This is a genomic window from Rhodococcus sp. ENV425, from assembly GCF_002887785.1.
Classification (GTDB): Bacteria; Actinomycetota; Actinomycetes; order Mycobacteriales; family Mycobacteriaceae; genus Rhodococcus; species Rhodococcus aetherivorans.
The window spans coordinates 51,388-78,332 of sequence record NZ_PCZU01000268.1 but is presented as its reverse complement, the minus strand read 5'-3'; the positions used below and the strand labels follow the sequence as shown (position 1 = coordinate 78,332).

Annotated in this window: 22 protein-coding genes and 1 pseudogene; 11 read left to right on the top strand and 12 right to left on the bottom strand. The window is 69.2% G+C overall.

Annotated elements, in window-relative coordinates; all coding sequences use genetic code 11:
* On the bottom strand, nucleotides 1–2,557 hold a 2,557-nt coding region (locus CQZ88_RS24475), incomplete at its 3' end, for an AMP-binding protein (RefSeq protein ID WP_102800447.1).
* 9 nt (nucleotides 2,558–2,566) lie between these two features.
* Nucleotides 2,567–3,532 carry a cell division protein ZapE gene (gene zapE / locus CQZ88_RS24470; RefSeq protein WP_006943332.1) on the bottom strand — a complete coding sequence of 322 codons (966 nt, stop codon included), beginning with the start codon at nucleotides 3,530–3,532 and terminating at the stop codon, nucleotides 2,567–2,569.
* A gap of 49 nt (nucleotides 3,533–3,581) precedes the next feature.
* On the opposite strand from zapE, the gene CQZ88_RS24465 reads away from it, so the two are divergent.
* Together CQZ88_RS24465 and CQZ88_RS24460 are read left to right on the top strand one after the other, a co-directional pair.
* A complete protein-coding gene (locus tag CQZ88_RS24465; protein ID WP_006943333.1) occupies nucleotides 3,582–4,217 on the top strand; it encodes a TetR/AcrR family transcriptional regulator in 636 nt (211 codons plus the stop codon).
* A 74-nt stretch (nucleotides 4,218–4,291) separates the two neighbouring features.
* The gene (locus CQZ88_RS24460) at nucleotides 4,292–5,071 is read left to right on the top strand and encodes an IclR family transcriptional regulator C-terminal domain-containing protein (protein ID WP_006943334.1); all 780 of its coding nucleotides are present in this window, start codon (nucleotides 4,292–4,294) and stop codon (nucleotides 5,069–5,071) included.
* Between the two features lie 170 nt (nucleotides 5,072–5,241).
* Here CQZ88_RS24460 and shiA read toward each other — a convergent pair whose 3' ends face one another.
* The gene (gene shiA, locus CQZ88_RS24455; protein WP_006943336.1) at nucleotides 5,242–6,606 is read right to left on the bottom strand and encodes a shikimate transporter; all 1,365 of its coding nucleotides are present in this window, start codon (nucleotides 6,604–6,606) and stop codon (nucleotides 5,242–5,244) included.
* Between the two features lie 245 nt (nucleotides 6,607–6,851).
* On the opposite strand from shiA, the gene ligD reads away from it, so the two are divergent.
* Entirely contained in the window at nucleotides 6,852–7,829 is a 978-nt protein-coding gene (ligD, locus tag CQZ88_RS24450; RefSeq protein ID WP_006943338.1) for a non-homologous end-joining DNA ligase, read from the top strand.
* 505 nt (nucleotides 7,830–8,334) lie between these two features.
* Here ligD and CQZ88_RS24445 read toward each other — a convergent pair.
* The 3 genes and pseudogenes from CQZ88_RS24445 to CQZ88_RS24440 all read right to left on the bottom strand — a co-directional run bounded on the left by CQZ88_RS24445 (nucleotide 8,335) and on the right by CQZ88_RS24440 (nucleotide 13,186).
* The gene (locus CQZ88_RS24445; RefSeq protein ID WP_174824748.1) at nucleotides 8,335–9,927 is read right to left on the bottom strand and encodes an acyl-CoA synthetase; all 1,593 of its coding nucleotides are present in this window, start codon (nucleotides 9,925–9,927) and stop codon (nucleotides 8,335–8,337) included.
* 18 nt (nucleotides 9,928–9,945) lie between these two features.
* Nucleotides 9,946–10,353 (bottom strand): annotated as a pseudogene (locus CQZ88_RS32460) (SRPBCC family protein); the annotation flags it as partial.
* Nucleotides 10,354–10,633: 280 nt separating this feature from the next.
* The gene (locus CQZ88_RS24440) at nucleotides 10,634–13,186 is read right to left on the bottom strand and encodes an alpha/beta hydrolase fold domain-containing protein (protein ID WP_006943353.1); all 2,553 of its coding nucleotides are present in this window, start codon (nucleotides 13,184–13,186) and stop codon (nucleotides 10,634–10,636) included.
* 145 nt (nucleotides 13,187–13,331) lie between these two features.
* Here CQZ88_RS24440 and CQZ88_RS24435 point away from each other — a divergent pair, with 145 nt between their 5' ends.
* Entirely contained in the window at nucleotides 13,332–14,546 is a 1,215-nt protein-coding gene (locus CQZ88_RS24435) for a CdaR family transcriptional regulator (protein WP_006943355.1), read from the top strand.
* Between the two features lie 87 nt (nucleotides 14,547–14,633).
* Here the strand turns inward: CQZ88_RS24435 and CQZ88_RS24430 are convergent, their stop codons facing one another.
* Complete coding sequence (locus tag CQZ88_RS24430) at nucleotides 14,634–15,326, bottom strand: MerR family transcriptional regulator (RefSeq protein ID WP_006943357.1); 693 nt, start codon at nucleotides 15,324–15,326, stop codon at nucleotides 14,634–14,636.
* Nucleotides 15,327–15,439: 113 nt separating this feature from the next.
* Here CQZ88_RS24430 and CQZ88_RS24425 point away from each other — a divergent pair, with 113 nt between their 5' ends.
* A complete protein-coding gene (locus CQZ88_RS24425; RefSeq protein WP_044476327.1) occupies nucleotides 15,440–16,657 on the top strand; it encodes an erythromycin esterase family protein in 1,218 nt (405 codons plus the stop codon).
* 194 nt (nucleotides 16,658–16,851) lie between these two features.
* Here CQZ88_RS24425 and CQZ88_RS24420 read toward each other — a convergent pair whose 3' ends face one another.
* The 4 genes from CQZ88_RS24420 to CQZ88_RS24405 form a co-directional block, all read right to left on the bottom strand.
* Entirely contained in the window at nucleotides 16,852–17,358 is a 507-nt protein-coding gene (locus CQZ88_RS24420; protein WP_006943359.1) for a lipoprotein, read from the bottom strand.
* Nucleotides 17,358–18,104, bottom strand: a complete 747-nt coding sequence (locus tag CQZ88_RS24415; RefSeq protein WP_037200461.1) for a flavodoxin family protein — start codon at nucleotides 18,102–18,104, stop codon at nucleotides 17,358–17,360. Before CQZ88_RS24415 ends, CQZ88_RS24420 begins: the two co-directional genes overlap by 1 nt.
* A 204-nt stretch (nucleotides 18,105–18,308) precedes the next feature.
* Nucleotides 18,309–18,599, bottom strand: coding sequence for a hypothetical protein (locus CQZ88_RS24410; RefSeq protein WP_006943361.1), 291 nt, complete (start codon nucleotides 18,597–18,599; stop codon nucleotides 18,309–18,311).
* Between the two features lie 441 nt (nucleotides 18,600–19,040).
* Complete coding sequence (locus CQZ88_RS24405) at nucleotides 19,041–20,474, bottom strand: DUF4038 domain-containing protein (protein ID WP_006943363.1); 1,434 nt, start codon at nucleotides 20,472–20,474, stop codon at nucleotides 19,041–19,043.
* Between the two features lie 260 nt (nucleotides 20,475–20,734).
* Between CQZ88_RS24405 and CQZ88_RS24400 the strand changes: the two genes are divergently transcribed.
* The 6 genes from CQZ88_RS24400 (at nucleotide 20,735) to CQZ88_RS24375 (ending at nucleotide 25,894) form a co-directional block, all read left to right on the top strand.
* Nucleotides 20,735–20,971: a hypothetical protein gene (locus CQZ88_RS24400; RefSeq protein ID WP_006943364.1), complete on the top strand. Its 237-nt coding sequence runs from the start codon at nucleotides 20,735–20,737 to the stop codon at nucleotides 20,969–20,971.
* Between the two features lie 102 nt (nucleotides 20,972–21,073).
* On the top strand, nucleotides 21,074–22,639 hold the full coding sequence (locus CQZ88_RS24395) for an FAD-dependent oxidoreductase (protein ID WP_006943365.1): 1,566 nt from the start codon (nucleotides 21,074–21,076) through the stop codon (nucleotides 22,637–22,639).
* A complete protein-coding gene (locus CQZ88_RS24390) occupies nucleotides 22,636–23,673 on the top strand; it encodes a DUF5914 domain-containing protein (RefSeq protein ID WP_006943368.1) in 1,038 nt (345 codons plus the stop codon). Before CQZ88_RS24395 ends, CQZ88_RS24390 begins: the two co-directional genes overlap by 4 nt.
* Nucleotides 23,674–23,753: 80 nt before the next feature.
* Nucleotides 23,754–24,827 carry a patatin-like phospholipase family protein gene (locus tag CQZ88_RS24385; protein WP_102800434.1) on the top strand — a complete coding sequence of 358 codons (1,074 nt, stop codon included), beginning with the start codon at nucleotides 23,754–23,756 and terminating at the stop codon, nucleotides 24,825–24,827.
* Nucleotides 24,828–24,939: 112 nt separating this feature from the next.
* Complete coding sequence (locus CQZ88_RS24380) at nucleotides 24,940–25,287, top strand: hypothetical protein (RefSeq protein ID WP_006943375.1); 348 nt, start codon at nucleotides 24,940–24,942, stop codon at nucleotides 25,285–25,287.
* Nucleotides 25,288–25,492: 205 nt separating this feature from the next.
* A complete protein-coding gene (locus CQZ88_RS24375; protein ID WP_006943381.1) occupies nucleotides 25,493–25,894 on the top strand; it encodes a TIGR02611 family protein in 402 nt (133 codons plus the stop codon).
* Nucleotides 25,895–25,909: 15 nt separating this feature from the next.
* On the opposite strand, the gene CQZ88_RS31770 is transcribed toward CQZ88_RS24375, so the two are convergent.
* A partial coding sequence (locus tag CQZ88_RS31770) for a glycosyl hydrolase family 65 protein (protein WP_308410824.1) occupies nucleotides 25,910–26,945 on the bottom strand: 1,036 nt, incomplete at its 5' end.

The window sequence follows — 26,945 nt, the reverse complement described above, 5'->3', positions numbered from 1 at the left end:
TCTCACGCGCGCGGGTAGCACCACGCCGCGCAAGCATGGTGAGGACGGATACCCGGCCGAAGTGGCCCCACAGCCGGCCGAGCCGCACCCACAGCTGCCAGTACGCCACACCCACCACGAGCGACGCCGCGAACGCGAGCCACGGGTCGATGTCCCGCAGCAGCGGATAGACCGTGAAGTGGGTCAGGTAGATGTAGAGCGACGAGGCGGCGAGCACCTCGGCCGGCCGCACCAGCAGCGCCGGCCACCAGGTCCGCGGCACCCAGATCAGCAGGAGCAGGCCGCCGATCACGAGAGCGGTGCGGTCGGTTTCGGCATGGAAGAACCCCGGCACCGTCGCCACCGCCAGGACGGACACCACCAGCCGCTGCCACACCGCGGTCGCCCGGGCGGCCGCCCAGCCGAGCGGGAAGAGCCAGAACACCACGTACGACGCCAGGATCTGACTGGTCGGCATGTCCGGCCCGAGCACCTCGTACCGGGTCAGCAGGCCCACGCCCACCAGCGCGAGCGGGAACGCGAACGGGAACCGTCGCTCGTGCCGGTCGAACCACGGCACGGCGAGCAACAGAGCCACCGCGACGAGCGCGTACACCAGCGCCTCGATGAACCAGTACCGCCATTCCTTCGTCCACGCGGGCGGTCCGAGCACCCCGTTGAGCAGGAACACGCTCGACCAGCGGTACTCGCCGGTGAGCGCGTGCACCGCGCCGATCCACACGACGGCCGGTGCGGCGATCCGGGCGACGCTGAGCAGGGTGGTGCGCAGCCGCTCGGCGCGGGGCTTGGGCAGTTGGAATCGCGCGTAGTTGTAGCCCGCGGCCGCGAGCAGCACGTGTGCCCCGCCCACGAGGGCGAACAGGTGCAGATGCGAGCCGACGATGAGCACGATCGCCACGGCGCGGATGAGCACGTTGGTCTCGACGATCCGCCAGCCCCACGGCGCCCGGCGCGACGACGGGCTCAGCTCGCGCAGCGGCGTCGTCGGCCAGTCCGCGGGCAGATGCCCGAGCAGCCGCTCGAGCCGCACCGACATGCGCACGTACGACAGCGAGTCGCCACCGAGGTCGACGAACGTGCTGTCGTCGGTGACGTCGTCGCGGCGGAGAACGTCCGCGTACAGCGCCCGCAGCCGCCGGGGGTCCACGGCCCGCGCCTCGGGCGCCGGCTGCGGCGGTTCCGGGGCGGCGCCGAGCGCGGCGACGGCGCGGTAGTCCGGTTTGCCATTGGGGGTGCGGGGCAGCTCGGCCACCACGCACACCCGCACCGCGGACTCGGGCAGCCCGCTCGCGCGGGCCGCGACCGCCCGCACGGGCGCGGCGTCGGCTCCCTGGACGGCGACGATCAGTTCGTCGTCGCCGCCGGCGCAGCACGCGACGAGCTCGTGGCGCGCGAGGACGGATTCGATGCGCTGCAGGTCGATGCGCAGGCCGAACAGCTTCGCGAAGCGGGAGCGACGGCCCACGATCCGGTACAGCCCGGCGTCGGTGCGGACGGCGAGGTCACCGGTGCGCAGTTCGTCGACGACACGCCCGAGGGCCAGCTCGGACGGGTCGGTGGCATAGCCGAGCATGACGTTGGGCCCGGTGTAGACGAGTTCGCCGGCACCGTCGCCGGCCTCGGGCACGGGGTCGATGCGGAAGGCGCCGCCGGGAACGGGGACGCCGATCGTGCCGGGGTGCTCCGCGGCGAGGTGCGGGGGCAGGTAGGCCATGCGGGCGGTGGCCTCGGTCTGGCCGTACATGACGAAGAACTGCCACCCGTCGCGCCGGCCGAGGTCGACATAGCGGCGGACGCGGTCGGGGTCGAGACGGCCGCCGGCCTGGGTGACGTAGCGCAGGTTCGGCAGGTCCATGTCGGCGAAGCCGACGCGGTCGAGCAGGTCGAAGGTGTACGGCACGCCCGCGAGGGCGCTGACCCGGTGCCGGTGCACGAGGTCCCAGAATCCGGGGTCGGTGACGGACCGGTCGGTGAGCACGGTCCCGGCGCCCCGCAGCAGGTGGCTGTGCAGGACCGACAGGCCGTAGCAGTAGTGCATCGGCAGGGTGGTGATCGCGCGGTCGGTGTCGCGGATGTCGAGGTAGTCGGCGATGGCCTCGGCGTTCGCCTGCACATTGCGGTGCGAGAGGCGCACGAGCTTGGGCGAGCCGGTCGAGCCGGACGTACTGAGCAGCAGCGCGAGGTCGGAATGCAGGTCGTGGGTGCCGTCGGCGAGTTCTTCGATCCGGCCGCCGTCGACGACGACGTCGGGCCGGTAGGCCTCGATCGTCGCGGCCAGGGCGTCGGGCCGGTCGCCGGGCACGAGCAGCACGGGATGGCCGGCGGACAGCGCCGCCAGGTAGGCCACGATCGGGTCGACGGCGTTGGCCCCGGCGACCAGGACGAGACGCCGGGTGGTGCCGAGGCGGTCGGCGACGGCGGCGACCCGCTCGGCCAGGTCGCGATAGGTGATCTCGGTGCCGTCGCAGACGAGTGCGGTCCGTTCGCCGTGTTCGGCGAGATGTCGGACGAACGGAACCGTCGGACAGTCGACGAGCTCGGAAGAACGTGGTACCACCGCGGCAGTCTATAAGGTTTGGCTGTCCTGAATCCAGGCTCGGGCGGGTTCGCGGAGCAGTGCGAGGCGGCTGAGCAGCCGGTCGACGTCGGGTTCGGCGGGGACGGACGTCGCGAAGTCGGCGCGCGCGACGGTGGCCGACACCGTGAGCCGGACGTCGGCGTCGCACAGCACGTCGACGACGTTGCCGAAGCGGCGCAGGGCGTCCGCGTCGAGCTCGCGCAGCGGCGGGACACCGGTGACGACCCACTCGCCGTGCTCGCGGAGGACGGCGAGGTAGTCGGCGGGCGCGGTGGGGGCGCGGCACAGGTCGGCGAAGTCGAACCACACGACGTCGCCGCGCACGGCGAGGACGGGTAGTGCGCGGCCCGACGGTCGCAGGGTTCGCCGCTCCCCCGGCTCCGGAACGTCGAGAGCGCCGGGCGGGAGGAACTCACCCGAGGCGAACCCGTCGCCCGGGGTGGCCGTACCGGTGCGGCGACGGTCGATCGGCCCGCCGACCTCGACCACCTCGAGCCGGCGTTCGAGCAGGGCGATGGTGGGCTCGAACAGGTGGTGGAACAGCGGGTTGGGCAACAGGCCCGAGGGCGGGTAGTTGGAGGTGGCGACGAGCGCGACGCCCCGCTCGTGAAGGATGCGTACGGCGCGCGCGACGAGCATGCCGTCGCCGACGTCGTGGACGTGGAACTCGTCGAAGCACAGCACACGGGCGTCGCCGAGCGCGGCGTCGACGGCGTCGTCGATCGAGCCGAGGCGATGCGCCTGCGCATGCAGGCCGGCGAAGAAGCCGTGGAAGTGGTGCCGTCGCGCGGGACCGGGCACGGCCTCGAGGAACCGCTCCATCAGCCACGTCTTGCCGCGACCGACCGGCCCCCACAGGTAGACGCCGCGCGGGGTGGTGCGCTGCGCGGCGAGGTCGCGGTGCAGCCGCCCCAGGGCGGCGGCGCCGGCCCGCTGGTACGGATCCTCGGCCATCCCACCTCCTCTACATTGGTAGAGGACTCTACATATGTAGAGTTCGATCATGGCCAGCAGCCCCGACCGTCGCACCCTGATCGCCGAGACCACCCTCGACCTGATCGCCCGCGACGGACTGCGCGCGCTGACCCACCGGGCCGTCGACCGCGCCCTCGCCCTGCCCGACGGCTCGTGCTCGTACTACTTCCGCACCCGCGGAGCCCTGCTCGACGCCGCCGTGCACCGGCTCGCTGAGCGATCACGCGACGCGTTCGAGCACTCCGGCCTCACCCGCCCGCCGACCCCGGTCGACGTCGACGCCGCCGCGCGAGCGGTCGCGACGACACTCGACCGCGACCTGGCCCACCGCCGCCGGGACCTGCTCGTGCGGTATGCCCTGGCCACCGACCCGGCCATCGGCGCCGAGCAACGCGCCGGCCTTGCAGCCGCCCTGTTCTCCCGCGCCGCCGCGCGCGACCTCGTGGCCGCCTGCGGCGCCGACGACGCCGACTCCGCGGCTGCCGATCTCGTGAGCCTGGCCGAGGGGCTGACCGTGGACCGGCTGCTCGGCGCCCGGTCGCTGGAGGGACTCGCCGCCGGCACCGCCGCGAGCGTCGCGCAATTGGCCCGGCCGATCGCGGTGTACCTCCGCGGCCTCGCCGGGGGCGACGGTACCGGCCGGGCACGAACCATGCGATCGTGATCCGGCACCGGCCTGCCTCCCGGGAGGCCCAGCCGTGGGCAGGCGAAGACACGTCGCGTGCCTAGGATTGGCTCATGCGATCGGCCGCCGGTGAACGGTACTTCCTCGAGTCTCTGGACCGTGGGCTCGCGGTGCTCGAGTGCTTCGACGAACAGCACCGGGAGCGCACTCTCAGCGAGGTGGCCCAGGTGGTGGGGATCACCCGATCGACAACGCGAAGAATCCTGCTGACCCTCGTCGATCGCGGGTTCCTGCGGCAGGAGGGTCGTCGCTTCATGTTGACCCCGCGCGTTCTCCGTTTCGGCTTCTCCTACCTGTCCGGGCTGGCGCTCCCGCAGCTGGCCGAACCGCACCTGGCGAAACTCGCCGCCGAACTCGAGGAAACCGTCTCGGTCACCGTGCTCGACGGATCGGACGCACTCTACGTCGCGCGAGTCCGTTCGCCGCGGATCGTGCGTATCGCGATCTCGGTCGGCATGCGCTTCCCGGCGTACGCGACCTCGCACGGCCGGGTCCTGCTGTCCGGCCTTACCGCCGACGAACTCGACCGCTACCTGGAGACGACGGAACTGCGGGCGTTCACCGAGCAGACCCTCGTAGACCGGGACCGGCTGCGCGCCGAGATCCTGACCACGGCCGAGCGGGGTTGGGCGCTGTCGGAGGACGAACTGGAACTGGGGGTTCGCGGCGTCGCCGTGCCCATCCGGGACCGAACCGGCCGGATCGTCGCCGCGCTCAACTCTTCCCTGCAGAACATCGCGCATTCCGGCGCGGACGTCGAGGCACGAGTGGTCTCCCGATTGCAGGAAGCAGCCCAGCGGATCGGGGCCGATCTCGCGATCAGCGGACCATGAGCCGTGCGCGGTGCCGGCGGCTCCCCTTCCATGCTCGGCCGCACCCGGCCCGGCGAGGCGGATCAACCGATCCGTGCAGCATTTCGTGATCGAGAAGCCATTACGCGTAGGAGATTTCGAGCGCCCACGCCCCTGGCCCCGTCCGTCGCCGCCTCCGGTCGATCCGCGTCTCAGGGCGCGGTCGCGACAGTCGATGTCCGCGACGCCCGGGCGGCCCGGCCGGCGTCACCGTGGTCGTGTCCGAGCCGCCAGGCGATGATCCCGGAGATCACGCATCCGCCGGCGAGATAGACCGCCACCAGGTGCCACGACCCGCCGGAGACGGTGACCAGGGCCGCCGCGATGAAGGGGGTAAACCCACCCCCGACCGCGCTGGCCACCTGGTAGCCCACCCCGGCGCCGCTGTAGCGGTACTCGGCGCCGAACATCTCGGTGAACAGCGGCTGCTGCACGCTGACCACCATGTCGTGGGCGATGTTGACCAACAGCACCGCGAAGATGACGGTTCCGATCATCGAGCCGCCCTCGAGCATCGCGAAGAACGGGAACGCACAGACGGCGCCGAGTGCGGAACCGAGCATGTACACCCGGCGACGCCCGTACCGGTCGGACAGCCACGCGAACAACGGGATGGTCACCATTCCGAGGGCACCGACGAGCAGGCCGACGTTGAGCATGAAACTGCGTTCCATGCCGAGTTCGTTGGTGGAATAGCTGAGCGCGAACGTCGTGACGATGTACATCGAGAACAGCTCGACGAAGCGCAGACCGATGATCTGCAGAAAAGCCTTGGGATGCTTGGTCAGTGCTTCCACGAGGGGGATGCGCTTGCGGCTCTGCTCGCCGAGCTCCGCTTCGAGCCTCTCGACCTTCTCGGTGAACTCCTGACTCTCCTCCACGCTGGAGCGTACCCACAGGCCGAAGGCGACGAGCACGATGCTGGCGACGAACGGAACACGCCACCCCCATTGGGTGAAAGCCTCGTCGGTCGTGACACTGCTCATCAGCATGACGAAACCGGTGGCGAGAATCAGGCCGACGGAGTAGCCGACCTGTACGCCGCTGCTGTAGAGAGCCTTCTTCTTCGGTGGCGCGCTCTCCACCGCCATCAACGCGGCACCACCCCATTCACCGCCGACGGCGAATCCTTGCACAGCCCGCAGCGTGACGAGCAGGACCGGCGCCCACCACCCGATCGACGCGAAGCTCGGCAGCAGGCCGATCAGGGCAGTGGCGCTTCCCATGATCACGATGGTGAGCACCAGCATCCGTTTGCGACCGAGGCGGTCACCGAAGTGACCGAAGACCACCCCACCGAGCGGCCGGAAGAGGAATCCGACGCCGAAAGTCGCGAACGCGGCGAGCGTGCCGATGGCCGGGCTGACGTTGGGGAAGAACTCCTTGTTGAAGACGAGCGCGGCCACCAGGCCGTAGAGGATGAAGTCGTACCAGTCGATGACGGCGCCGACGAAGCTGCCGAAGGCTGCGCGCCGAGCCTGAGACTCGTCTGGGCCGGCGAGGTGCCGCTCGTTCATACCCGATCCTCGATCCGCATGTTCGTAATGCGAACGCATGTCCGCTGAGTGGATGTATGTGACGGTAGACACTCCGCAGGAGTTTCGTCAAGACGAGCGACAGGTCTCGCCACCGGCACGAAAACTGCGGCAATGCACCGGCGCCACCGGACGGCAGCGGAATACACGCGTGTAATTCATTCCGGTACAGGGTGATCCGAACAGTTGCCCTGCAGCCGGGCACGGCACACGGGATAATTCGACCCATGCCCGCCTCCCGCTCCGCGGTGCCCGCCCCGATGCTGGCCACGCCCGGCCGGCCGCCGATCGGCACCGGCTGGGCGGTGGAGATGAAGTGGGACGGCGCCCGCACGGTGGCGGTGTGCGACGGCGAGCGGTGCCGGCTCTACAGCCGCAACAGCAAGGACGTCTCGGGGGTCTACCCGGAATTGACGATCGCACTGTCGGCGGTGTCCCGGGGTCGGCCGATGGTCGTCGACGGGGAGATCGTCGCTCCCGATCCGCGGTCCGGGGCGCCGGCGTTCGCCCGGCTGCAGAGCCGCATCCACGTGGCGAAACCGACGGCGGCCCTGATCCGGACCATCCCCGTGGAGTTCTACGCATTCGACCTGCTCGCGCTCGACGGCGCGCCGACGACCCGGCTGCCGTACCTCGAACGTCGCCGTCGGCTGGTCGACCTGTCGATGTCCGGCCCCCTGGTCCGCACGCCGCCGCACTGGGTCGGCACCGACACGAAAATCCTCCTCGACCTTGCCCGCGATCACGGTCTCGAAGGCATCGTCTGCAAGCGGACCGATTCCGTCTACCAACCGGGACGCCGCGCTACGGCATGGATCAAGACCGCCCTGCGCAAGAGCACCGAGGCCGTGATCGCGGGATGGTTGCCGGGCACCGGCATGCACCGCGCGACGTTCGGCTCCCTTGTCCTCGGCGCCCACGACGACGACGGCCGTCTCGTCCACATCGGCAACCTCGGCACCGGCTTCACCACCGCCGGCCGGCGCGCCCTGTGGGAGCGGCTCGACGAACTCGAGCGGCCCAGCGATCCGTTCGACGTGATACCTCCGGCGCCCGTCGTCCGGGCCGCCCGATGGGCCGAGCCGGTGCTGGTCGGGGACGTCGAGTATCGCGAGTTCACCGGCGACAGTCTGCGCCACCCGAGTTGGAAGGGACTGCGGCCGGACAAGGAGCCGGACGAGATACTGGTTCCTCCACTGCCGTAGCACGGCCCCATCCAGATCTTCTCAACGCTGATCGCGGGGCTGATTCTGTGGGCCGAGCTCCTCGGAGGATGGGAAGGCCGCCCCGGCAAGATCGTCGAGTTCGACGTGCCGGGAACCGATGAGGGGTGGGCGCGCACACATACCGGACCTGCGCTCAACGGCGTGATGGTGATCGCCGTCGCGTCGGTCATGCCCCACACCGGTTTGCCTATCAAGACGGCAAGACGTCTCGGATGGATCGTCGTTGCCGACGGTTTGGACCAGCTCTGATACCTGATATCCGCTCCCGCCCCGTGCGTTCGCCAGAGCAGGTCACAGGAGATGTGGGCACCACCCGAACTGGGTGAGGCCCACATCTCCTGTACCGAGGCGACGACCTTGTAGTTGTTCGTCTCGAACTCGACCACCGTTCAGCGCGACGAAGTCCATCGGCACCGCGGACCGCGCGCGCCCCCCGTGATCAGGGCGACCTCCCCGTCGAGTCGGAATTCGTCCCTGTCGGCCATTACCGGCTCATCTCCTTCGAGAGGTGGTCGTAACGTTCCCGGAGCTGGCGCTTGAGGATCTTGCCGCTGGGGTTCTTCGGCAGGGCGTCGGTGACCACGACGTACTTCGGCTGCTTGTATCCGGCGAGCTTGTCGCGCGCGTGAGCCTTGATGTCGTCCTCGGTGAGATCCACACCGCTCCTCGGGACGACCACGGCGGTCACCGCCTCGATCCAATACGGATGGCTCACCCCGAACACCGCGACCTCGGCGACCCCGTCCAGCAGGTACAGGGCCTCCTCTACCTCCCGCGACGCGACGTTCTCGCCGCCGGTCTTGATCATGTCCTTCTTGCGGTCGACGATCGTGAGGTAGCCGTCCTCGTCGATGACGCCCAGATCACCGGAGTGGAACCACCCACCGGCGAAGGACTCCGCGGTCTTGGCGGGATCGTTGTAGTAGCCCAGCGTCAGATGCGGGGAGCGGTGCACGATCTCGCCCACCTCGCCCGGCGGGAGGGGCTGGCCGGCGTCGTCGACGATCCGGGTCTCCACGTTGAGGGCGGGCCGGCCGGCGCTGCCGGCACGCGTCAGTTGGTCCTCGGGGGCGAGGATCGTGGCGATCGGGGACATCTCGGTTTGGCCGTAGAAGTTCCACAGGCGTACCTGCGGTAGCCGTGTGGTGAGCTCACGCAACACCTCTGCCGGCATCGGTGCGGCGCCGTAGTAGCCCTTGTGCAAGGAGGACAGGTCGTAGTCGTCGAAGTGGGGGTGGCCGAGTAGCGAGATCCACACGGTGGGTGGGCAGAACAGCTTGGTGACCCGTTCCCGCTGGATGGTCTCGAGGATCTGGGTGGGGTCGGGGCCGCGCAGGATGATGCTGGTGGCGCCCAGGTAGACGTCCACCGAGAAGAAGCAGTCCATCTGTGCGCAGTGATACATCGGTAGCGCGTGTACCTCGACGTCGTCGTGGCTCATGCCGCCGTCGATCGCGCACGAGGCGTACTGGCTGATCAGTGCGCGGGAGGAGAGCAGGACGCCCTTCGGGCGGGACTCGGTACCCGAGGTGTACATGATGCGTACCGGATCGTCGTCGGCGACGGCCACGTCGGGAAGGATGGGCACCTCGCCTGCCTCCCAATCGGCGACCGACTCCCAGCCCGCACCGGTTTCGGCGCCGTGGGGGCCGATGATCGCCGACAGCTTCAAATCCGGAGCGGCTGCAGCGATGGCGTCATCGGCGACCGCAGAGAACTCGTCGTCGACGATCACTCCGTTTGCCCCGGAATGACCCAGGATGAACGCGATTTCCTCGGCGTTGAGCATGAAGTTGATCGGCACGAGCACCACGCCGATGCGTGCCGCACCGAACGCCAGGGCACCGAACTGCCAGGAGTTGCGGGCGATCAAGGCGAGCCGGTCGCCCTTGGCGAGTCCGTGGGCGTGGAGGACACCGGCGAACCGGGTGACGACCCGGTCGAACTCGGCGAAGGTGAACCGTCGGTCACCGTCGACCACGGCGGTCTTGTCCGGATATCGCTGCGCCGAGCGGTGCAGCAGGTCCGACACCGAGTGGCGACGGGCCCGGGCGACGACATTCCGATCGGCGAACATCGTGCGCAGGCTGCGGATGCCGCTGCCGAAGACCCCGTCCGCGAAGACACCGACCAGGGTGTCGACCTCGGCCGGGTCGGCCTCGAAGTCCGCCCACCATTCCACGAAGGCGCCTTCGGGTTCGCCGATGGGGCTCACACGCACGGTGGCCCGGTAGTTCCGGGCACCGAACGGATTGTCGCCGGCGAACTCGTAAGACAACTGGCGGCGGCGGTCGTCGAGGTCGAGCAGGCGCTCGTCGAGGGTGGCGCCCCCGTCGGCGAGGGTGAGTCGACGCACTACACCGATCTGTGTGGTGGCGCCGTCGATCAGCTCACTGTGCGCCACCGGGGGCAGGAAGCTGTCGACGCGGCCGAAGTCTTTGACAACGGACCAGACCTGGTCGGCCGAGGCGTCGATGACGCCGCTGGAATATGCGCGTGGCATGGTGAACTCCTCGGGTAGTGGCCCTGAGAGGCCGGGGACTCGCTGCTGAAGGCAAGCCGGGAACGGCCGAGTGCTCCGCCGTACACCCCTGGTGCGGTGTAGGTGTCGTTCTCAGCACTCGCGAAGGTCGAGATGGCCGACCGCTGCAACTCGACGGGTCTGCGGCGGAGACCGCGTTCGGTCCGGGCCAGGCCGTCGGGTCGGCGGTCGAGTGTCACGTCGGCGGGCGTGTCACCACGCTCGCCGACGTGCGGTCACCCGACCGACACTGATGCGCCGGTTACCGGACGGATACCGGTTCGGCGGTGACCGTGTCGGCGACGAATTGTGCTGTCAGGGCGTACATCTCGGGCGCGGCCGACACGATGGCGTCCATGTTGAAGACCCCGTGGATCATGCCCTCGAACCGGTGAAGCTCGACTCGAACTCCCGCGTCCTGCAGTGCCCGCGCGTAGTCCTCGGCCTCGTCGCGCGTCGGATCGAGTTCCATGCTGAAGATGAGCGCGGGAGGAAGATCGCGCAGATTCTCGGCACGAAGGGGTGCGACGGTCTCGGTGACCTCGGCGCCGTTGAGATAGGCACCCCACATGGTGTCCACCGCCTTGACCGAGAGGAACGGCCCGTCGGCGAACTCGACTCGGGACTGCGTGGACGCCTCGGGGTCGGTCGGCGGATAGACCAGGACCTGCCCAGCCAGCTTCAGACCGGCATCACGGGCACGCAGCGCCGTCGATGCCGCAAGGTTGCCGCCGGCGCTCTCCCCCATGATCACGATCTTGTCCGCGTCGCCACCGTAGCCGGCGATATTCTCCTGCACCCACCGAACCGCCTCGAATGCGTCGTCGTGCGCGGCGGGGAAAGGATGCTCCGGCGCCAACCGGTAGTCGACCGAGACGACGATGGCGTCGGTGGCCCGGGCGATCTGGCGGCACGGATTGTCGACGACGTCGAGCGAGCCGGCGACCCAGCCGCCACCGTGCAGAAATACGATGACGGGACGCGTGCCCTCCGTCTGTGTGCTCGGAACATACAGGCGCACAGCAGGATCGACGATGTCGTCTACCTGCATGTCCGGGCCGGGCACCTGCATCCCGACGAGCTGCTCCACCATCGCCCGCGTCTCCTCGACGGTGCAGTCTTCGAGCGGCTTGTATCCGGGGCGGTGGATGGCACTCAGGGCGGTCACGACCTCGGGGTCGAGTTTGGCCATCGGCGGGACCGCGGTCTCGACACCGTCGATCGCGAACCCGGCGTAACCGCGCTCGGCCACCTGGGCACAGATGGCTCGGTACACGGGAGCGCCGGCAGCGAAGATGTACGTTCCGCGCGTCTTGCCGACGACATTGGCCCCCATGTACCACGAACTCTCCGACTGCGGGATCAGAGTCTGATTGAGGATTCCCTCGGCGAAATCACCCCAGCGAGACTCGGCCTCTGCGGTCGGCTCGATCGTGGTCGCACCCGTGGTACGCAGGTGACCGATCGCTCGGCTGATCCATTCCACGTGATCCTCGATGGCGAGCGCGTTGTTGTACAGCGCGACAGCGCTTTGCGGTCCGGTGACGGTGAACAGATTCGGGAAGCCGGCGGTCTGGATCCCGAGGTAGGTGCCCGGCACACCGCTCCACTTCTCGTCGAGGGTCAGCCCGTCGCGGCCGACGATCCCCATCTCGAGCAGCGGCCGAGTGAACACGTCGAAGCCGGTTGCCATGACGAGCACGTCGATCTCGTACTCGGCTGCGGTGGTCTTCAGGGCGTGCTCGGTGACACGTTCGATCGGAGTACTGCGCACGTCGACCAGGGTCACGTTGTCGCGGTTGTAGGTCTCGTAGTAGTTCGTCTCGAACGGGGCCCGCTTGGTGGCGTACGGGTGATCGGTGGGGCAGAGCATCTCCGCGATCTTCGGATCCGTCACGCGTTCCCGGATGCGATCGCGCAGATAGTCGGCGATGGTGTCGTTGGATTCCCTGTTGTAGAGAAGGTCACCGTACGTCGAGACCACCATCCGGAAGCCGCCGCTTCCGTAGTGCTCGTCGTAGACCTTCTTGCGCTCCTCCGGCGAATCGGCGAGGGCCGAAGGGCGGGGAGCGTCGTACGGTGCGCCGAGGAAGTGATCGCGCGCCCCGGCGCGCACCTGCTTGTGGTTCTCGGCCAGCCATCGGCGCGCCTCGGGATCGAGCTTCTCGTTCCCCAGCGGCGATGCGAACTGCGCGGTGCGCTGGAAGACCGTCAGATGTGCGGCGTGCTTCGCAAGTTCCGGGATGAGCTGGATTCCGGTGGCACCGGTTCCGATGATCCCGACGCGCTTGCCGCTGAAGTCGACCGGCTCGTGCGGCCACGAGCTCGTCTGCAGAACCTCACCCTTGAAGTCTTCGATCCCGGGGAACTCCGGCTTCTTCGGGATCGATACGTTGCCGGTTCCGCAGACGACGTACCGGGCAGTGCACGTGCGTCCGTCGTCGGTGCCGACGGTCCAGTACTGCCCCTCGTCGTTCCACACCATCGAGGTCACCCGAGTGTTGAATTGGAACGAGCGCTTCAGGTCGAGACGGTCCGCCACCCACTCGAGGTAGTTCAGAATCTCCGGCTGTGCGGCGTACTTCTCCGTCCACTGCCACTCGCGCTGGATCTCCTCGGAGAACGAGTACGAGTAGTAGACCGAGTCGAAATCGCACCGTGCCCCCGGATAGCGGTTCCACCACCACGTGCCGCCCGGCCCGCCGCCGGCGTCGAACGCCTGCACCTCCAGACCGAGTTCGTTACGCAGCTTGTGAACAGCGTACAAGCCGGCGAACCCGGCTCCGACGATCACTACATCCTTGTCGGTCTTCATGCTCGACCACTCCTCGTGAAATTCCAGTTCGGACCTTCTGAGCAGTGAGCGTAGTCACACCACGATTGCGCCTTCTATGGTGAAATGCGCAGACTTGCGCACAAGCTTTGACCATTTGGCGCATACGATCAGCAGAGGTGACAGCATGTCGGGTGACGATCAGGTCGCGACGTACGTCCACGACGTCGCGGTAGCCCTGCTTCCGGAACTGCCGGACCTCGGCTCGGGTACGGCTGCATACATCTTCGAACGCGTCCCCGAGTTCGCGCGGCAGGAAGTGTCCGAGGTCGCGCTCGCCGCCTGCCAGGCCAACAGTGCTGCGCTTCTCGACGCGCTGATGCGGGGGATCACCATCGATGCAATGGCGCCCTCCGAGGAAGTCATCCGGACGACCCGAGACCTGGCGAAGGCGATCAGCCTCGACACGCTGGTCAGTGGCTACCAGGTCGGAATCGCGTACTGGTGCAGCCGATGGACCCGTGCGGTCGAGCGGTACTGCGACCGGGCCGGCGTGCCCGTGGCACTACGGGTCACGGACTACGGGACGACGTTTCTGTTGTCCTGGCTCCAAATGATCACCAACAGGTTGAGTGTTGCGTATCGCGATGAGGCCGAGCGACTCTCGCGCGAATGGTCGATGGCGCGAACCGAAGAAGCGCGGCGGATTCTCGCGTCGGACGACGTGGACATCACCACCGCCAGCCGCCGCCTCGGCTACGATCTCACGCGACATCATGTGGCTCTGGTGGTTGTTCGTGACGGCAGCAATCAGGCACCATTGGAGGCCACGGCCCGCGAGCTCGCCGGCACCATCTCGGGCTCGCGACCACTGACCCTGCTTGTGGACAGCGACACGCTGTGGTGTTGGATCCCCACGAACACCGAGGCGCGGGCGACGCCGGTGAGAGAAGGAGTGACCTGTGGACAGGGGCGACCCGGCCGCGGACTCGACGGGTTCCGGCTCAGCCATCGCCAGGCACTCGAAGCAGTCCGGGTAGCACGCCTGGCAGGCCGCGGATTCCCGGCCGTCACGCACTTCTCGGACATCGAGCTCACCGCGCTCTGCAGTCATGAACCCGCAGCACTGAGCCAGTTCGTCACCTCGGTGCTCGGTGCGCTGGCGGACCCCTCGCCGCACAATCGGTTGCTCCGCGAAACGCTACGTAGCTTCTACGCCGAGAACTGCAATTACCGCGCGACTGCGGCCCGACTTCTGCTACACCACAACACGATCCGCTATCGTTTGGCCAAGGCCGAGGAGGCATTGGGGCGTGGGATACTCGACAGGCGCCTCGAGACCGAGATTGCCTTGCACCTGGAGGCACAGCTTGGTACGCACACGAATGATGCCGATGAGTAGGTCGTCAACGTCCATCTCGTCATCTCGGCGGCACCTCGAGCGGCGCTCCTCAGCAAGACCATCACAATGATCGAGGTTCGATGCAGTTCAGTCATCGAGCATGGTGAGGTAGGTATCGAGCTGGGCCGCGCCGGCGAGAAGGTTGCGGCTGCGCGTGGTCAGCCGATCCTGCCAGGAGCCTAGGAAGGCGGCCAACGCGTCCGCCCCGCCCGCCGTGCGCAGCGACTCGAGGAACCGGGCGACCTGGGACAGCGGGTAGCCGCCCTGGCGCAGTTGCCGTGCGATCTCGGCGTCGCGCACGCAGTCCGGTCCGTATTCGCGATAGCCCGTTGCCCGGTCGCGGTCGGGGCGCAGGATGCCCTGGGTCTCCCAGGTGCGCAGCGTGGCCGGGTGCACGCCGAGTCGGCGGGCGAGTTCGCCCACAGTCAGCGGTCCACCGCGGACAGCAGTCGGTGCCGTGGCGGACAGGGCGCCCAGGGCCGTTGCGACCTCGGTGCGGGTGCCGCGTTCGGCGAGCAGCGCGACGTGCGCGGCGTCGATCAGCCGGTAGGCGGACTCGGTGTCGCCGCGGTTGACTGAACGCATGATGTCCGTTGCCTGCCGGTGCCCGTGGCCACCGCGCAACGCGAGGAAGGCGCGTAGAGCCTGCGCGTGCAGGGGCGTGTAGCGCCGGTAGCCGGTCTCGCTGCGCTCGGTCGGCGGGAGGATGCCCGCGTCGTCGTAGTTGCGGATCGCCTGTGCGGACAACCCGTGTTCCCGGGCGAGGTCGATGGGTCGCAACGTGCACCTCCGATTGAGGCTTCTACCTCCGGATTCCTGGTCGGAATCGCAGAAGTTTCACCCGATTCTTCAACGATATCGTCGAGGGCAGTTCCTTCCGACAAGGGGTGTTCATGTCTACTGCCGCAGCACTGCGTGGAATCGGCCGCCAACTCGACGATCCGGCAAGCCTGGGCCGCGCCCTCGACGAACTGCTCGCCACGCGGCCCGAGCCGCCGACCCTGCTCGCCCTCGGCGAGCCGACCCACGGGATCGAGGCGTTCCCGCTTCTGCGCAACGAACTCCTCGGTCACCTCGTCGAACGGGGGTACCGGTCGATCGTGCTGGAGACCGATGTCTTCGCCGCGTCCGTCGTCGACGACTACGTGGCCGTGGGAACGGCGGAGATCGACACGGTGCTCGCGACCGGGTTCAGCCACGGGTTCGGCGCGGTGCCGGGCAACCGCGAACTCGTCGAATGGCTCCGCGCGCACAATGCCGGCCGCGCGGAGCAGGATCGGGTTCGCTTCCACGGCTTCGACGCGCCGTTGGAGTTCTCCGGGGCGCCGAGCCCGCGACGCGCACTGTCCTCGGCCAACGACTACCTGCCCGCGGCGCTGCGGCCCGCATCGGTCCGCGACCTCGACGCGCTGCTCGGCGAGGACGCGGACTGGACGAACCAGGCGGCCATGTTCGACCCGGCAGCGTCCGTCGGCGACTCCGATCGCGCTCGCGCCCTGCGCATTGTCGCCGACGACCTCGCCAGCGCCCTGCGCCGCGCGGCACCCGGCCTGCGCTCCGCCGACCCGACCGGCTACGACCACGCCGTCGCGCACGCGCGCACCGCCCAGGGCCTGCTGCGCTATCACGCCGCCATGGCCAGTCCCGCACCCGATCGCATCGCGACCTTGCTCAGCCTGCGCGCCGAGATGATGGCCGAGAACCTGCTCGCGATCGTTGCCCAGGAGCAGCGACGCGGGCCGAGTCTGGTGTTCGCGCACAACATTCACCTCCAGCGTGCGCAGTCCCACATGCCGGTCGGCGAGAGCGAGGTAAGCTGGGGGAGCGCCGGCGCGCTCGTCGGGCTCACCCTCGGCGAGCGCTATGTGTTCCTGGCCACCGACGCCAACCCCGACAGCGATCCGGGCACCCTCCAAGGCGTGTTGGCCGAGGCGACCACCCGCCGCGCCCTGTTCCCGGCACCGGCCCTGTGCGCCGCGCTTGCCCCGTCGATGGGCACGGGCGAACCGATCGTGCCCGGCCACATCCCGCTGGGCCCGGCAGACCTGGACGGCGCCGACGCGGTCATCTTCGTCGCCGACACCGACGGAAGACGGCATCAGTACTGGTAGCCGCACTCGACGCGCAGGCCAAGGTCCGCGGAAGCCCCTCACCGAACGAGGACCTGCGCTCGAGATATGCTGCGCAACAAGGAATCTGGTGAGCAGACCGATATAGCGGGTTCGAATGGTGCGCACCCGTCACTCCTGGTACCCGCTCACGTTCGCCCGGGCGGCGGTAGAACACCACCGGACGGTCACCCCGGTCACGGGAGTGGCACGCCGGCCTCGTCTATCGCCAGCCACAGGCCGCCGAACTCCTCGACCTTGTGGCACAGCACCTGTCCGGGCTCCTCGTCGGCATAGAAGTACAGCGGGTGCCCGGCGTAGGTGACCTGAGCGGTCCCGTCGGAGCGCGACGTGGTGCCCAGCAGCCCCTGGTCGGCGTCACCGGCCGCGACGGGAGCACCGACGGTGAGCACCGGCGGCCACGCCACGGCACAGTCCCCGTAGCAGTCGGGGACCGTGCCTGCCTCCCGGTCGAAGATGTAGATCGCCTGGTCCCTCCGGTCGAAGAGCATTTCACCGATGGGACCGTTCGCCGTGGTGATCACCGTCGGCTCGCCGGCCGTGGTCACCGCAGGTTCCGACGCCGGGACGACATCGTAGGAGCTCTCGCCCGTCGCCCCACAGCCGGTGGCGACGAGCACCACGAGCGGGAGGAGCGCGCACCACACGGCCCCCGGCCCCCGCTCGCCGATCTGTGCCGGCATCACCGATGCTCGGGGTTCTCGAACGACGGATGACACCCGGCGTCCCACAGCGATCGCTGGTTGCCACCCACCGGAAAGCCGCCGGCCCGCACGAGCAGTGCGGCGGTGTGCATGAGGTTGTAGGTCATGAATGTGGTGTTGCGATTGGTGAAGTCGTTCTCGGGGCCGCCCGACCCCGGATCGAGGTACGAGGGACCCGGGCCGGCCTCCCCGATCCAGCCGGCGTCGGCCTGCGGCGGGATCACGTATCCGAGGTGCTGGAGGCTGTAGAGGATGTTCATCGCGCAGTGCTTGACGCCGTCCTCGTTGCCGGTGATCAGGCAACCGCCCGCGCGGCCGTAGTACGCGTACTGGCCGTGCTCGTTGAGCAGCGAGGAACAGCCGTAGAGACGTTCGACGACCTTCTTGGTGACCGACGAATTGTCACCCAGCCAGATGGGCCCGGCGATGACGAGGATGTGCGCGGCGAGGATCCGGTCGAACAACTGCGGCCATTCGTCGCTCGGCCATCCGTGCTCCGTCATGTCGGGGTACACGCCCGTCGCGATGTCGTGGTCGACGGCCCGGATCTGGTCCACCGTGACGCCTTCGCGTTCCATCAACGCCACACTGCGATCGATCAACCCCTGCGTGTTGCTGGTCTCGGGCGATCGTTTGAGCGTGCAGTTGACGAACATGGCACGCAGTCCCTCGAACTGCGGCGGTCCGCCCGCGCCCTGCGACTCCTCGAACACCGGTTCGGCCATGGGTCCTCCCATACGAGATCCGCACGCCTACGATAGGCCGCGACGACACCCCGCGGAGGCGGTTCCGTGTCTCCTCTGCTGCCGGAGACCTACGGTAACGTTCGGAACATCGTTGCCCGGGGAAGGGATCGGCACCCGTGACCGACGAACTCGCGCAGCGAGGACGCGTCGTGAGCGTGCGACTCGAACCCGCGGGACCGAGCGTCAGGCCGCCTGTGCGACCTCGGCTCGGACGTCCGTGGCCACCGGGACCGACTTCTGCTTCTCCGGCTGCGTGACCGTGAAGCGCGAGGGCGCACCGCAGTTACCCGTGGCCCGGCACAGCAGGTGCGTGGCCGCGCAGAACGCCCCGCCGAGTGCCGCCCAGAGGAGCGAACCGAACATCCACATCCCCACCACGGCTACGGCCAGCACCAGCACGCCGTCCAGCACGAAAGCCACCACGGGGTGCGCGACCAGAGGCTCGTCGTTGCCGCCCTGTCGTTCCGTCTCCATCCGCCCGTCTCCTTTCCTGCCGACTCCGTATCCGATACCCAGCCCGGACGGAATTCACACCCTCGGTGCACGAACAGGGGACGAGAGGAGCACCGCGACGATCCGGATACGCGTTCGACTGGCGAAATCGTTTTGTGATGCGATACAAATGAGTGCATAATGTGAGAGCGATCACACTGTGGTACGGCAGGGGGTACATCAGTGGTCCATACATGCGAGGGTCGGCACCGGTTACGGACCGATATCGACGACGACGCCGGCGAGTCCTACTCGCGTCTCCGGCACACGTCCGGCACGGCGGCAGGTGCGTGCATGGTGGCGGCAGCCATGGCGGTCGCCGTCACCGGTTCGGTGCTTCTCGGGCTGGCAGTCGCAGCGTCCGTCCTGGTGGCCGTAGCCATCGCCGCCATCATGATCTGACGCGCGGACCCGGCTCCCCGTTCACGCCTCGACCACCAGGAGCCAATCCCGGTCGCCGTCGACGTTCGTCCCCGGGGTGGCCACGTTTCCGTCCCGATCGATCTCCGCCGGCAGCGAAGGCGCGGCGGCATCGGCGGGATCGATCCAGCCGAGTGTCGCTCCCGGCGGAATCAGTGCACGCTCGAGCCGGATCGTGCGCTGCGTCGGCACATAGACGACGGCGAGCGAGCCGTCCGGGGTGCGTGCAGCGGTGACGTAGTCGTCGTCCAGGACGTCCACCATCTCGTCGTCCGTCGATCGGGTGCCTCGCCCGTCGAGCACGAACGGCTCGTCGACGTCCGGCACCAACTGCCACCAGGCCCACGAGGCCCACAGATCACGAATGGCCTCGAGCTGTGTGACGGCGGGTGTGTCGAGGCGCGATTCCCAGCCGTCTCGGAACTCCCAGTCGTCGGAGCCACGAAACTCCCCCGGTGATCCGGAGGTCAACGCCCACAGAGCCTGGCGCCGAAGGGTCTCGTCGGTTGTCGGCGCCGTGTCGGGCTGGTTGTTCTCGCCCTCGTAGTTTCCCTCCGAGAAGACGGCGGGACGCGGGTCCCTGGCGCCCGCCGGTCGCTGGTAACCGTCCAGCACTGCCTTGTACGTCGGCAGATATGTATAGACGAAGTTCCAGTCCGCCAACGGTTCCCAGAAGGGGTTGTCCGTCGAGAGCGATTTCTGGGGTCCCAGCTGTATCGAGAACGGCCTGTCCGAGCCGGCCGCCCTGATCCCTTCGAGTATGCCGCGCAACACGTGGTCGGAGTCGGAACCGGCAGCGGGATCGTCTGTCTCGGGAGAATAGTCGCCGCCGGTCATCCAGACGATGTTCGGAAACCGAGCGTATCGCTGGGCGAACATCCGGCCGTAGACGGCGGCCTGTTCGGCAGTCGCCGATGCGAACACGTCGGAAATGTTCCACCCGTCCATCGGGTAGAGGAACAGCGTGTTCCCGTGCCGGCAGGCGATCCGCAGGTACTCGTCGACACGCGCCCAGTACCGCTCGTTCCACGCCGTGATGTCACCGTCGACGAACGGTCGGATGCCGTCGAAGGTCGCTCCCTCCTCGCTCGGCCCGCCGTTGTCGGGGACGGCGACCGCAGAGATTATCGATGCGTTGAACCCGTGGGCCTCACGATTCGCGAAGTACGATTCGGCCTGCTCGGGCGACCAGTCCGCCAGGCCGGACCACGGCGAGTCTCCGCGAATCAGGATCGGATCGCCATGCTGATCTTCGAAGTAGCGGCCGTCACGACCGACAGCGGAGATGTAGCGATGGCCGGCGCTCTCGGTGACGTCGCACGCTGCGGCCGCCGGGACGGTCGCGGGCGGCGACGGCCGAACCTGCGGCCCGCCGCCATCCGAACAACTCGCCAGGCAGAGCACTACCAGGAGGGACAGGCCGGCGGTTCTCTTCACATTTCTCCCACCCGGTGTCGGCTACGCGCCCCGGAGAAGTCCACGCCCCTCCGGGACTTCAGCCGTTCCACTGCCTTCGTCCTCACCCGGTTGCCGCATGCGCTCGCCGACACACGCGCACAGTCGAGCCTATCTCGTGACGTCACTTCCCGGACCGCCCGTTCCGCCTCGAAGGTCCCAGGTTCCGGCTTACCGTGAGCGTGCGGCCGAATGCTCGCGCCCGGACCGTCGCCGGCCGCACAGCACGGGGAGGGAGCACGATGAACGATCTCCTCCGGCAGGTCGCCGAACTGCGTACGGATCTACAGGCCCTGGACCGGCGCGTGCGCTCCCTCGCCGAGGCGTTCGACCTGGTGGATCCGGTACCGGACGACGACGCCGCCGAGGCCAACCTGCGGGAGGTCATCGACGGCCTCAGCGACGCCCACCTGGATCTGAGCACCGCGGACAAGCATCTCGAGACCGTCGCGTCGCACGCGGCCCGGCTCGGCGCCTGACCGCGTCGGCCGTCGCCGGGGGCCTTGCCGCGGTAGGCTCGGCCTCGCCACTGTTCGACCAGGACGGCCGGATTCGGACCGGCGCCGCAGGAGGGCAGCTATATGAACGGTGCCGTCGGCAGCGATCGGCGGATCGCCCACCACGCCGCCTCTCGGGGTGCGCCGGACACCGGGCATCTGCCGCAGCGGCCCCGAGTGGTGGTCGTCGGCGCGGGCATCGCGGGGCTGACCGCCGCCACCGCCCTCGCCGAGCGCGGCGTGGAGGTCGAGGTGCTCGAACGCGAGGCTCACCTCGGCGGGCGGGTCGGCGGGTGGCACGAGCGGCTCGACGACGGCACCGGGATCGCGATGAACCGCGGGTTCCACGCCTTCTTCCGGCAGTACTACAACCTGCGCCGGCTGCTGCGCCGCACCGACCCGGATCTGCAACGGCTGACGGCGGTCGACGACTATCCGCTCATCGACGGCGAGGGCCGGCGCGACACCTTTCGCGGGATCCCGAACACCCCTCCGTGGAACGCGCTGGTGTTCGCGTTGCGAAGCCCCACGTTCCGGCTGCAGGACCTGGTGCGCATCGACGTGCGGGCGGCGGCCCCGCTGGCGACCGTGTCCGTGCCGGAGATCTACGACCGGCTCGACGACGTCGATGCACAGACGTTCCTGCAGCGCATCCGCTTTCCGGAGGCGGCCAACCATCTGGCGTTCGAGGTGTTCTCGCGCAGCTTCTTCGCTCCCCCGGCCGGCATGTCGGCCGCCGAGCTGGCCACGATGTTCCACATCTACTTCCTCGGCTCCGCCGAGGGACTGCTCTTCGACGTGGCCACCGGCAACTTCGACACCACCCTGTGGGAGCCGCTCGGCCGGTACCTCGCGGGACACGGCGCGCGCATCCGGACGTCCACCGCGGTGACCGGCGTCGAACTCGGCGGTACCCGGACCTTCCGCGTCCACGACGGCACCGGCGGCAGCATCGACGCCGACGGCCTCGTCCTCGCGCTCGATGTGGCCGGGCTGCGCGCCCTCGTCGACGCCTCGCCGGATCTCGGCGATCCCGGATGGCGTTCCCGGGTGGACCGATTGCGTTCCGCGCCCCCGTTCCTGGTGCAGCGCCTGTGGCTGGACCGTCCCGTCGCCGCGGACCGCCCGGCATTTCTCGGCACCGGCGGCCTGCGCCCGCTCGACAATGTCAGCGTGCTCGACCGTTACGAGGAGGAGGCCCGGGCCTGGACTCGCCGCACCGGCGGCTCGGTCGTGGAACTGCACGCGTACGCCGCGACGGGAGACGCTGTCGGCGGGGCACATTCGCCCGACGACGTGCGCGCCCAGGTACTCGCGCGCCTGCACGCGATCTATCCCGAGACCGCCGCGGCCCGCGTCGTCGAGGAACGCACGCTCTGGCGTCAGGACTGCCCGTTGTTCGGGGTGGGCGATTTCGCGCGACGGCCCACCGTTCGCACCCCGCACGAGCGGTTGATGCTCGCCGGCGACGGCATCCGGATCGATCTGCCGGTGGCCCTCATGGAACGCGCGGCCACCACCGGGTGGCACGCCGCGAATTCCCTTCTCGCGCAATGGGGTGTGGCCGGACACGACCTGTACACGGTGCCCACGCAGGGCCGTTCACCCGTCCTGCGCCGGCTCGCCGCCCTGGAAAGGCACCCCGCATGAGCGTGCTCGATCCGCTGTACCGGCGCTGGCCCGACACCTGGCCCGTCCGGCCCATCGACCCGGACCGCTGGGCCGCGCAGCAACCCACCTACCGCGGTGCACGGCCCGAGCTGATCTCCGCCGTCCTCGACCGCGCCCAGCGCCGGCCGTCCGGCAACTGGTACGTCGTGGCGGCCAGCCGTGAGATCGGCGCGGACCGGCCCTTCGGCATCACGATCGCCGGCATCGAACTCGTCGCCTGGCGCGACGGCGACCGGGTGCTCGTCGGCCCCGGCGCCTGCCCCCACCTCGGCGCCCCGATGGCGCTGGCCGCGGTGGACTGCGGCGCGCTGGTCTGCCGCTGGCACGGGCTGCGCCTCGACGCCGACGGCGCCTACGGCTGGAAGCCCTTCCCCAGCCACGACGACGGGGTGCTCGTGTGGGTCCGTCTCGATCACGTCGGCGGCGAGGAGCCGACGGAACTGCCGATCGTCCCGACGCGCCCGACGGCCGGGTCCCGCCTCGCCGCGGTGGCCACCCTCGTCGGTGTGTGCGAACCCGCCGACATCGTCGCCAACCGCCTCGACCCGTGGCACGGCGCCTGGTTCCACCCGTATTCGTTCGCCCGCCTGGAGGTGGTCGAGGCTCCCTCCACCCGCGGCACTGCGGACGGCGAGGACCGGTTCCTCGTCGACGTCACCTTCCGGGTCGCCGGCCGGATCGGTGTGCCGGTGCGCGCCGAATTCACCAGCCCGGAACCGCGCACCGTCGTCATGCGGATCGTGTCGGGCGAGGGCGTGGGCAGCGTGGTCGAGACCCACGCGACGCCCCTCGGTGCCGGACCGGACGGGCGGCCCCGGACCGCGATCGTCGAGGCCGTCGTCGCCGATTCCCCTCGCCCCGGGTTCGGCATCGCCACCCGGCGCGCCGCCGCCGCCCTCCGCCCCCTCATGCGGCACACGGCCACCCGGCTGTGGCGCGACGACCTGGACTACGCCGAACGGCGCTATCAGCTCCGCACCGCGGCACAATCGGGCCGCGTCCCCGGCCGGTAGCCGCTGCGCGGCGGGCATCCCGCACGGATTCGGGACCGAGGACCCTGGCCCGCGGTGTGGCACGCGCGCACAGTCGAGGCATGCTCGACACCGTCCTCGACATCTTCCGGGTGCGCCAGTACTTCGACCTCCTCTCCCGCGGTCGTGACGTGGTCGAAGGCGTGCGCAGCGACGCCGGTTTTCTCGTCGACGTCGCGCGGGCGGCCCTGCAGCGGCCCTCGGGCACGCCGGACCGGGAACTGCACCCCTTTCCCCGGTTCGAGCCCTTCCGGGTCGGGCTGCAGGAGGGGGATCGGATCGCGATGGCCGCGACAGGGGGCAGCGGAGCGCTCGCGTCTCTGGTCGGTGTGGCCCGGGCGATGGAGGAGGGTGGGATCCGGCCGGCGGTGATCTCCCTGTGCTCCGGTTCCGCGCTGTTCGGCTTCCCGATCGCGGCGGGAGTCCCCGCCGAGGAGGACGCAGAGTTCACCCTCGCGCTGGATCCCGAGGACTATCTCGACGTCGACTGGCGTCGGCTGCTCGCCGTCGCACCGACGGTGGGCCGCGGATTCGCCGGCATCCTGCGCGGCGATGCGATCGAGGCCACGTACCGGCGCCTGCTCGGCGACATGACGCTCGCCGCGATGCCCGTACCCGCCTACGCGCCGATCTGGAACATCGAACAGAACCGGCTCGAATACCTCGGGCCACGAACGTATCCCGACCTGCCCGTGGCCCGGGCCGTGCACATGGCGGTCGCGCTGCCGCTGTTCGTCGCGCCCGTCGAGCTCGGCGGATTCCACTGGTGTGACGGCGGGATCGTCGACATCTTCCCCGTCCACCCGCTGCTCGACCTCGAGCAGCCGTGCGAGGTCACCCTCGCCGTCAACGGCTTCTACCCACCCGGCTTCGAAGGCGAGGACGCCACCGGCTGGGCCGAGCGGCGCGCGAGCATCCTCTACATCGCCGGTCAGGTGCGCACGTCCCAGCAGGTCGAGCTGGCGCGGGAGAACCTGGCGCGGCTGCGCTCGGCCTCCCACGTCACGATGATCGAGCCGGTTCCGTACGAGAAAGTGCGAGGCGTCGGCTTCTACCGGCAGTTCCTCGGCACCCGGGACTGGCCGGAGTTCATGCAGGCCGGACGTGCCGATGCCCGGCGCGTCCTGGCGGCGTGACGAGTCGCTCGCCGGCAGCGGAACTTGTCGGTCCCCTCGGGCACTGTGTACAGCGTGCCCGCACGGGTACCACTCGACAGAACGGCTCGGGAGATTCCACGGGAGGTTCGACATGGCGAACGTAACGATGTTCCGTCGGGTGATCGCACCGGCTGCGGTGGCGTTCCCCTCCTCCGCGCTGGCGGACGCACTGATCGCCGCGGCGGCCGCGGTGCCGCTGCACGGATCGGTGGCCGGCGCGGTGGAAGGCAGCGTGGACGACGCGGTGCGGGTGCTGACCGCCGACGAGGGCGGGTTGTTCCCGTCGCAGGCAGCGGCCATCGTCTACGAGTCCTTCGTGGCGGCGATACGGGGGCTCGACACGATCGAGACCGCGGTCGCCCTCGGCACCGTCTTCACCGCCTACCTGGACCGGCTCACCGCCGCGAATCCCGCCCCGACGGACGCCGCGGCGGCCTGACCACGCGGATCGGACCGGCCGCGACGTGCGGGTCCGCGTTTCCGGGCCCCGCCGTACCCGCCGGTCGTCGGTAGACTGGAAGACGACCCTGCCGTGCACGGCACCCAGGTATGACGAGAAGCAGGCTCGGTAGATCGTGAGTGAAGGACGGATTCGGCACGCGGTTGCGCCCGACCGGGTCGGGGCCCGGACCCACATATCCCCGTTGCGTCGGCTGAAGCAGCGGTGGCTCCGCTGGCGCCGGCGCATCGAGACGCGCCCGTCGCTGAATCTGACGTACCGCATCACCGTCGGTACCTTCGGAGCGCTCGTGTTGCTGGCCGGCGTCGTCGCCATCCCCTACCCCGGACCGGGCTGGCTGATCGTCTTCGCCGGCCTCGGGATCCTGGCCTCGGAGTTCGCCTGGGCTCACCGTCTGCTGCACTTCGCGCGGGGCCGCTACGACCGGTTCATGCACTGGTTCGGGCAGCAGTCGCTGGTGGTGCGGGGCGCGGGAGCGCTCACGACCGGCGCGATCGTGGTCATGACGCTGTGGCTGCTGGGCACGCTCAGCCTGGCCGGCGGCTGGATCGGGGTCGACTACTCGTGGCTCGACAGCCCGCTCTAGCCGACTGCCGGACCGTCAGAGCATCCGGACCGTGTCGCCCGGATGCAGGCGTTCGACCCGGCCTCGGCATTCGATCTCGATCGGCCGCTGGATGCCCGCACCTGCACTGACCTCGACCTGCCGACCGGAGATCCGCACCTGCAGGTGGTGCCCCCGATAGAAGATCGGGAATTCGAGCGCGCCGAGTTCCTCCGGCCACTCCGGGCCGAAGACCAGGCGGTCCCCCCGCGCCTCGAGCCCGGAGAAGCAACGCTGCAGCAGGTCGACGCTGCCGGCCATGGCCGCGAGATGAATCCCCTCCGAGGTGGTGCCACCCTGGATGTCGGCGATGTCGGACGCCAGCACCCGGTCGAAGAACTCCATGGCCTGGCCGCGATGCGCCCGGGCCAGAACCCACGAGTGGACCACCGCGCTCAGCGTCGACCCGTGTGACGTCCGCGCCATGTAGTAGTCGATCGTCCGCGGGATGGTTTCGCCCGTCAGCTGGTAGCCGAGCCGCTCGAACAGCTCCCGCAGTTCGTCCGCCGACAGCAGGTAGAACAGCATGAGCACGTCGGCCTGCTTCGACGCGCGGTAGCGGTTGACGTCGTCGCCCTCAGCCTCGAGGAGCCGGTCGAGACGCTGGATGTCGCCGTGCCGGCGCCGGTATCCCTCCCAGTCGAGTTCGGCCAGGTCCCCGTAGCCCTCGAACTGGCTGATGACCTGATCGTGGAAGGGCACGAACATGCGGCGGCTGACGTCCTCCCAACGCGCCGTCTCGCGAGCGGTCAGGCCGAGGGTGTCGACCAGTTCGGTGCGGATCCGCAGCGGGATGATCTCCAGCGCCTCGAGCGCGCGCAGGATCACCCACACCGCCATGACGTTGGTGTAGGCGTTGTTGTCGATCCCGTCGAAGGGCGCGTCGGGATAGCCGGAGTGGAACTCGTCGGGGCCGATGACGCCGCGGATGACGTACCGATCACGGGCGCGGTCGTACGTGGCGAGATCGGCGAAGAACCGGGCGATCTCCACCAACATCTCGGCCCCGTACTCCGCGAGGAACCCCAGATCC

What these genes read in the sequence shown, in the direction of transcription:
- zapE (WP_006943332.1), bottom strand. Translation starts at nt 3,532, where the DNA reads ATGGCCGAGGATCCGTACCAGCGGGCCGGCGCCGCCGCCCTGGGGCGG.
- CQZ88_RS24465 (WP_006943333.1), top strand. Translation starts at nt 3,582, where the DNA reads ATGGCCAGCAGCCCCGACCGTCGCACCCTGATCGCCGAGACCACCCTC.
- CQZ88_RS24460 (WP_006943334.1), top strand. Translation starts at nt 4,292, where the DNA reads ATGCGATCGGCCGCCGGTGAACGGTACTTCCTCGAGTCTCTGGACCGT.
- shiA (WP_006943336.1), bottom strand. Translation starts at nt 6,606, where the DNA reads ATGAACGAGCGGCACCTCGCCGGCCCAGACGAGTCTCAGGCTCGGCGC.
- ligD (WP_006943338.1), top strand. Translation starts at nt 6,852, where the DNA reads ATGCCCGCCTCCCGCTCCGCGGTGCCCGCCCCGATGCTGGCCACGCCC.
- CQZ88_RS24445 (WP_174824748.1), bottom strand. Translation starts at nt 9,927, where the DNA reads ATGTTCGCCGATCGGAATGTCGTCGCCCGGGCCCGTCGCCACTCGGTG.
- CQZ88_RS24440 (WP_006943353.1), bottom strand. Translation starts at nt 13,186, where the DNA reads ATGAAGACCGACAAGGATGTAGTGATCGTCGGAGCCGGGTTCGCCGGC.
- CQZ88_RS24435 (WP_006943355.1), top strand. Translation starts at nt 13,332, where the DNA reads ATGTCGGGTGACGATCAGGTCGCGACGTACGTCCACGACGTCGCGGTA.
- CQZ88_RS24425 (WP_044476327.1), top strand. Translation starts at nt 15,440, where the DNA reads ATGTCTACTGCCGCAGCACTGCGTGGAATCGGCCGCCAACTCGACGAT.
- CQZ88_RS24420 (WP_006943359.1), bottom strand. Translation starts at nt 17,358, where the DNA reads ATGCCGGCACAGATCGGCGAGCGGGGGCCGGGGGCCGTGTGGTGCGCG.
- CQZ88_RS24415 (WP_037200461.1), bottom strand. Translation starts at nt 18,104, where the DNA reads ATGGCCGAACCGGTGTTCGAGGAGTCGCAGGGCGCGGGCGGACCGCCG.
- CQZ88_RS24410 (WP_006943361.1), bottom strand. Translation starts at nt 18,599, where the DNA reads ATGGAGACGGAACGACAGGGCGGCAACGACGAGCCTCTGGTCGCGCAC.
- CQZ88_RS24400 (WP_006943364.1), top strand. Translation starts at nt 20,735, where the DNA reads ATGAACGATCTCCTCCGGCAGGTCGCCGAACTGCGTACGGATCTACAG.
- CQZ88_RS24395 (WP_006943365.1), top strand. Translation starts at nt 21,074, where the DNA reads ATGAACGGTGCCGTCGGCAGCGATCGGCGGATCGCCCACCACGCCGCC.
- CQZ88_RS24390 (WP_006943368.1), top strand. Translation starts at nt 22,636, where the DNA reads ATGAGCGTGCTCGATCCGCTGTACCGGCGCTGGCCCGACACCTGGCCC.
- CQZ88_RS24385 (WP_102800434.1), top strand. Translation starts at nt 23,754, where the DNA reads ATGCTCGACACCGTCCTCGACATCTTCCGGGTGCGCCAGTACTTCGAC.
- CQZ88_RS24380 (WP_006943375.1), top strand. Translation starts at nt 24,940, where the DNA reads ATGGCGAACGTAACGATGTTCCGTCGGGTGATCGCACCGGCTGCGGTG.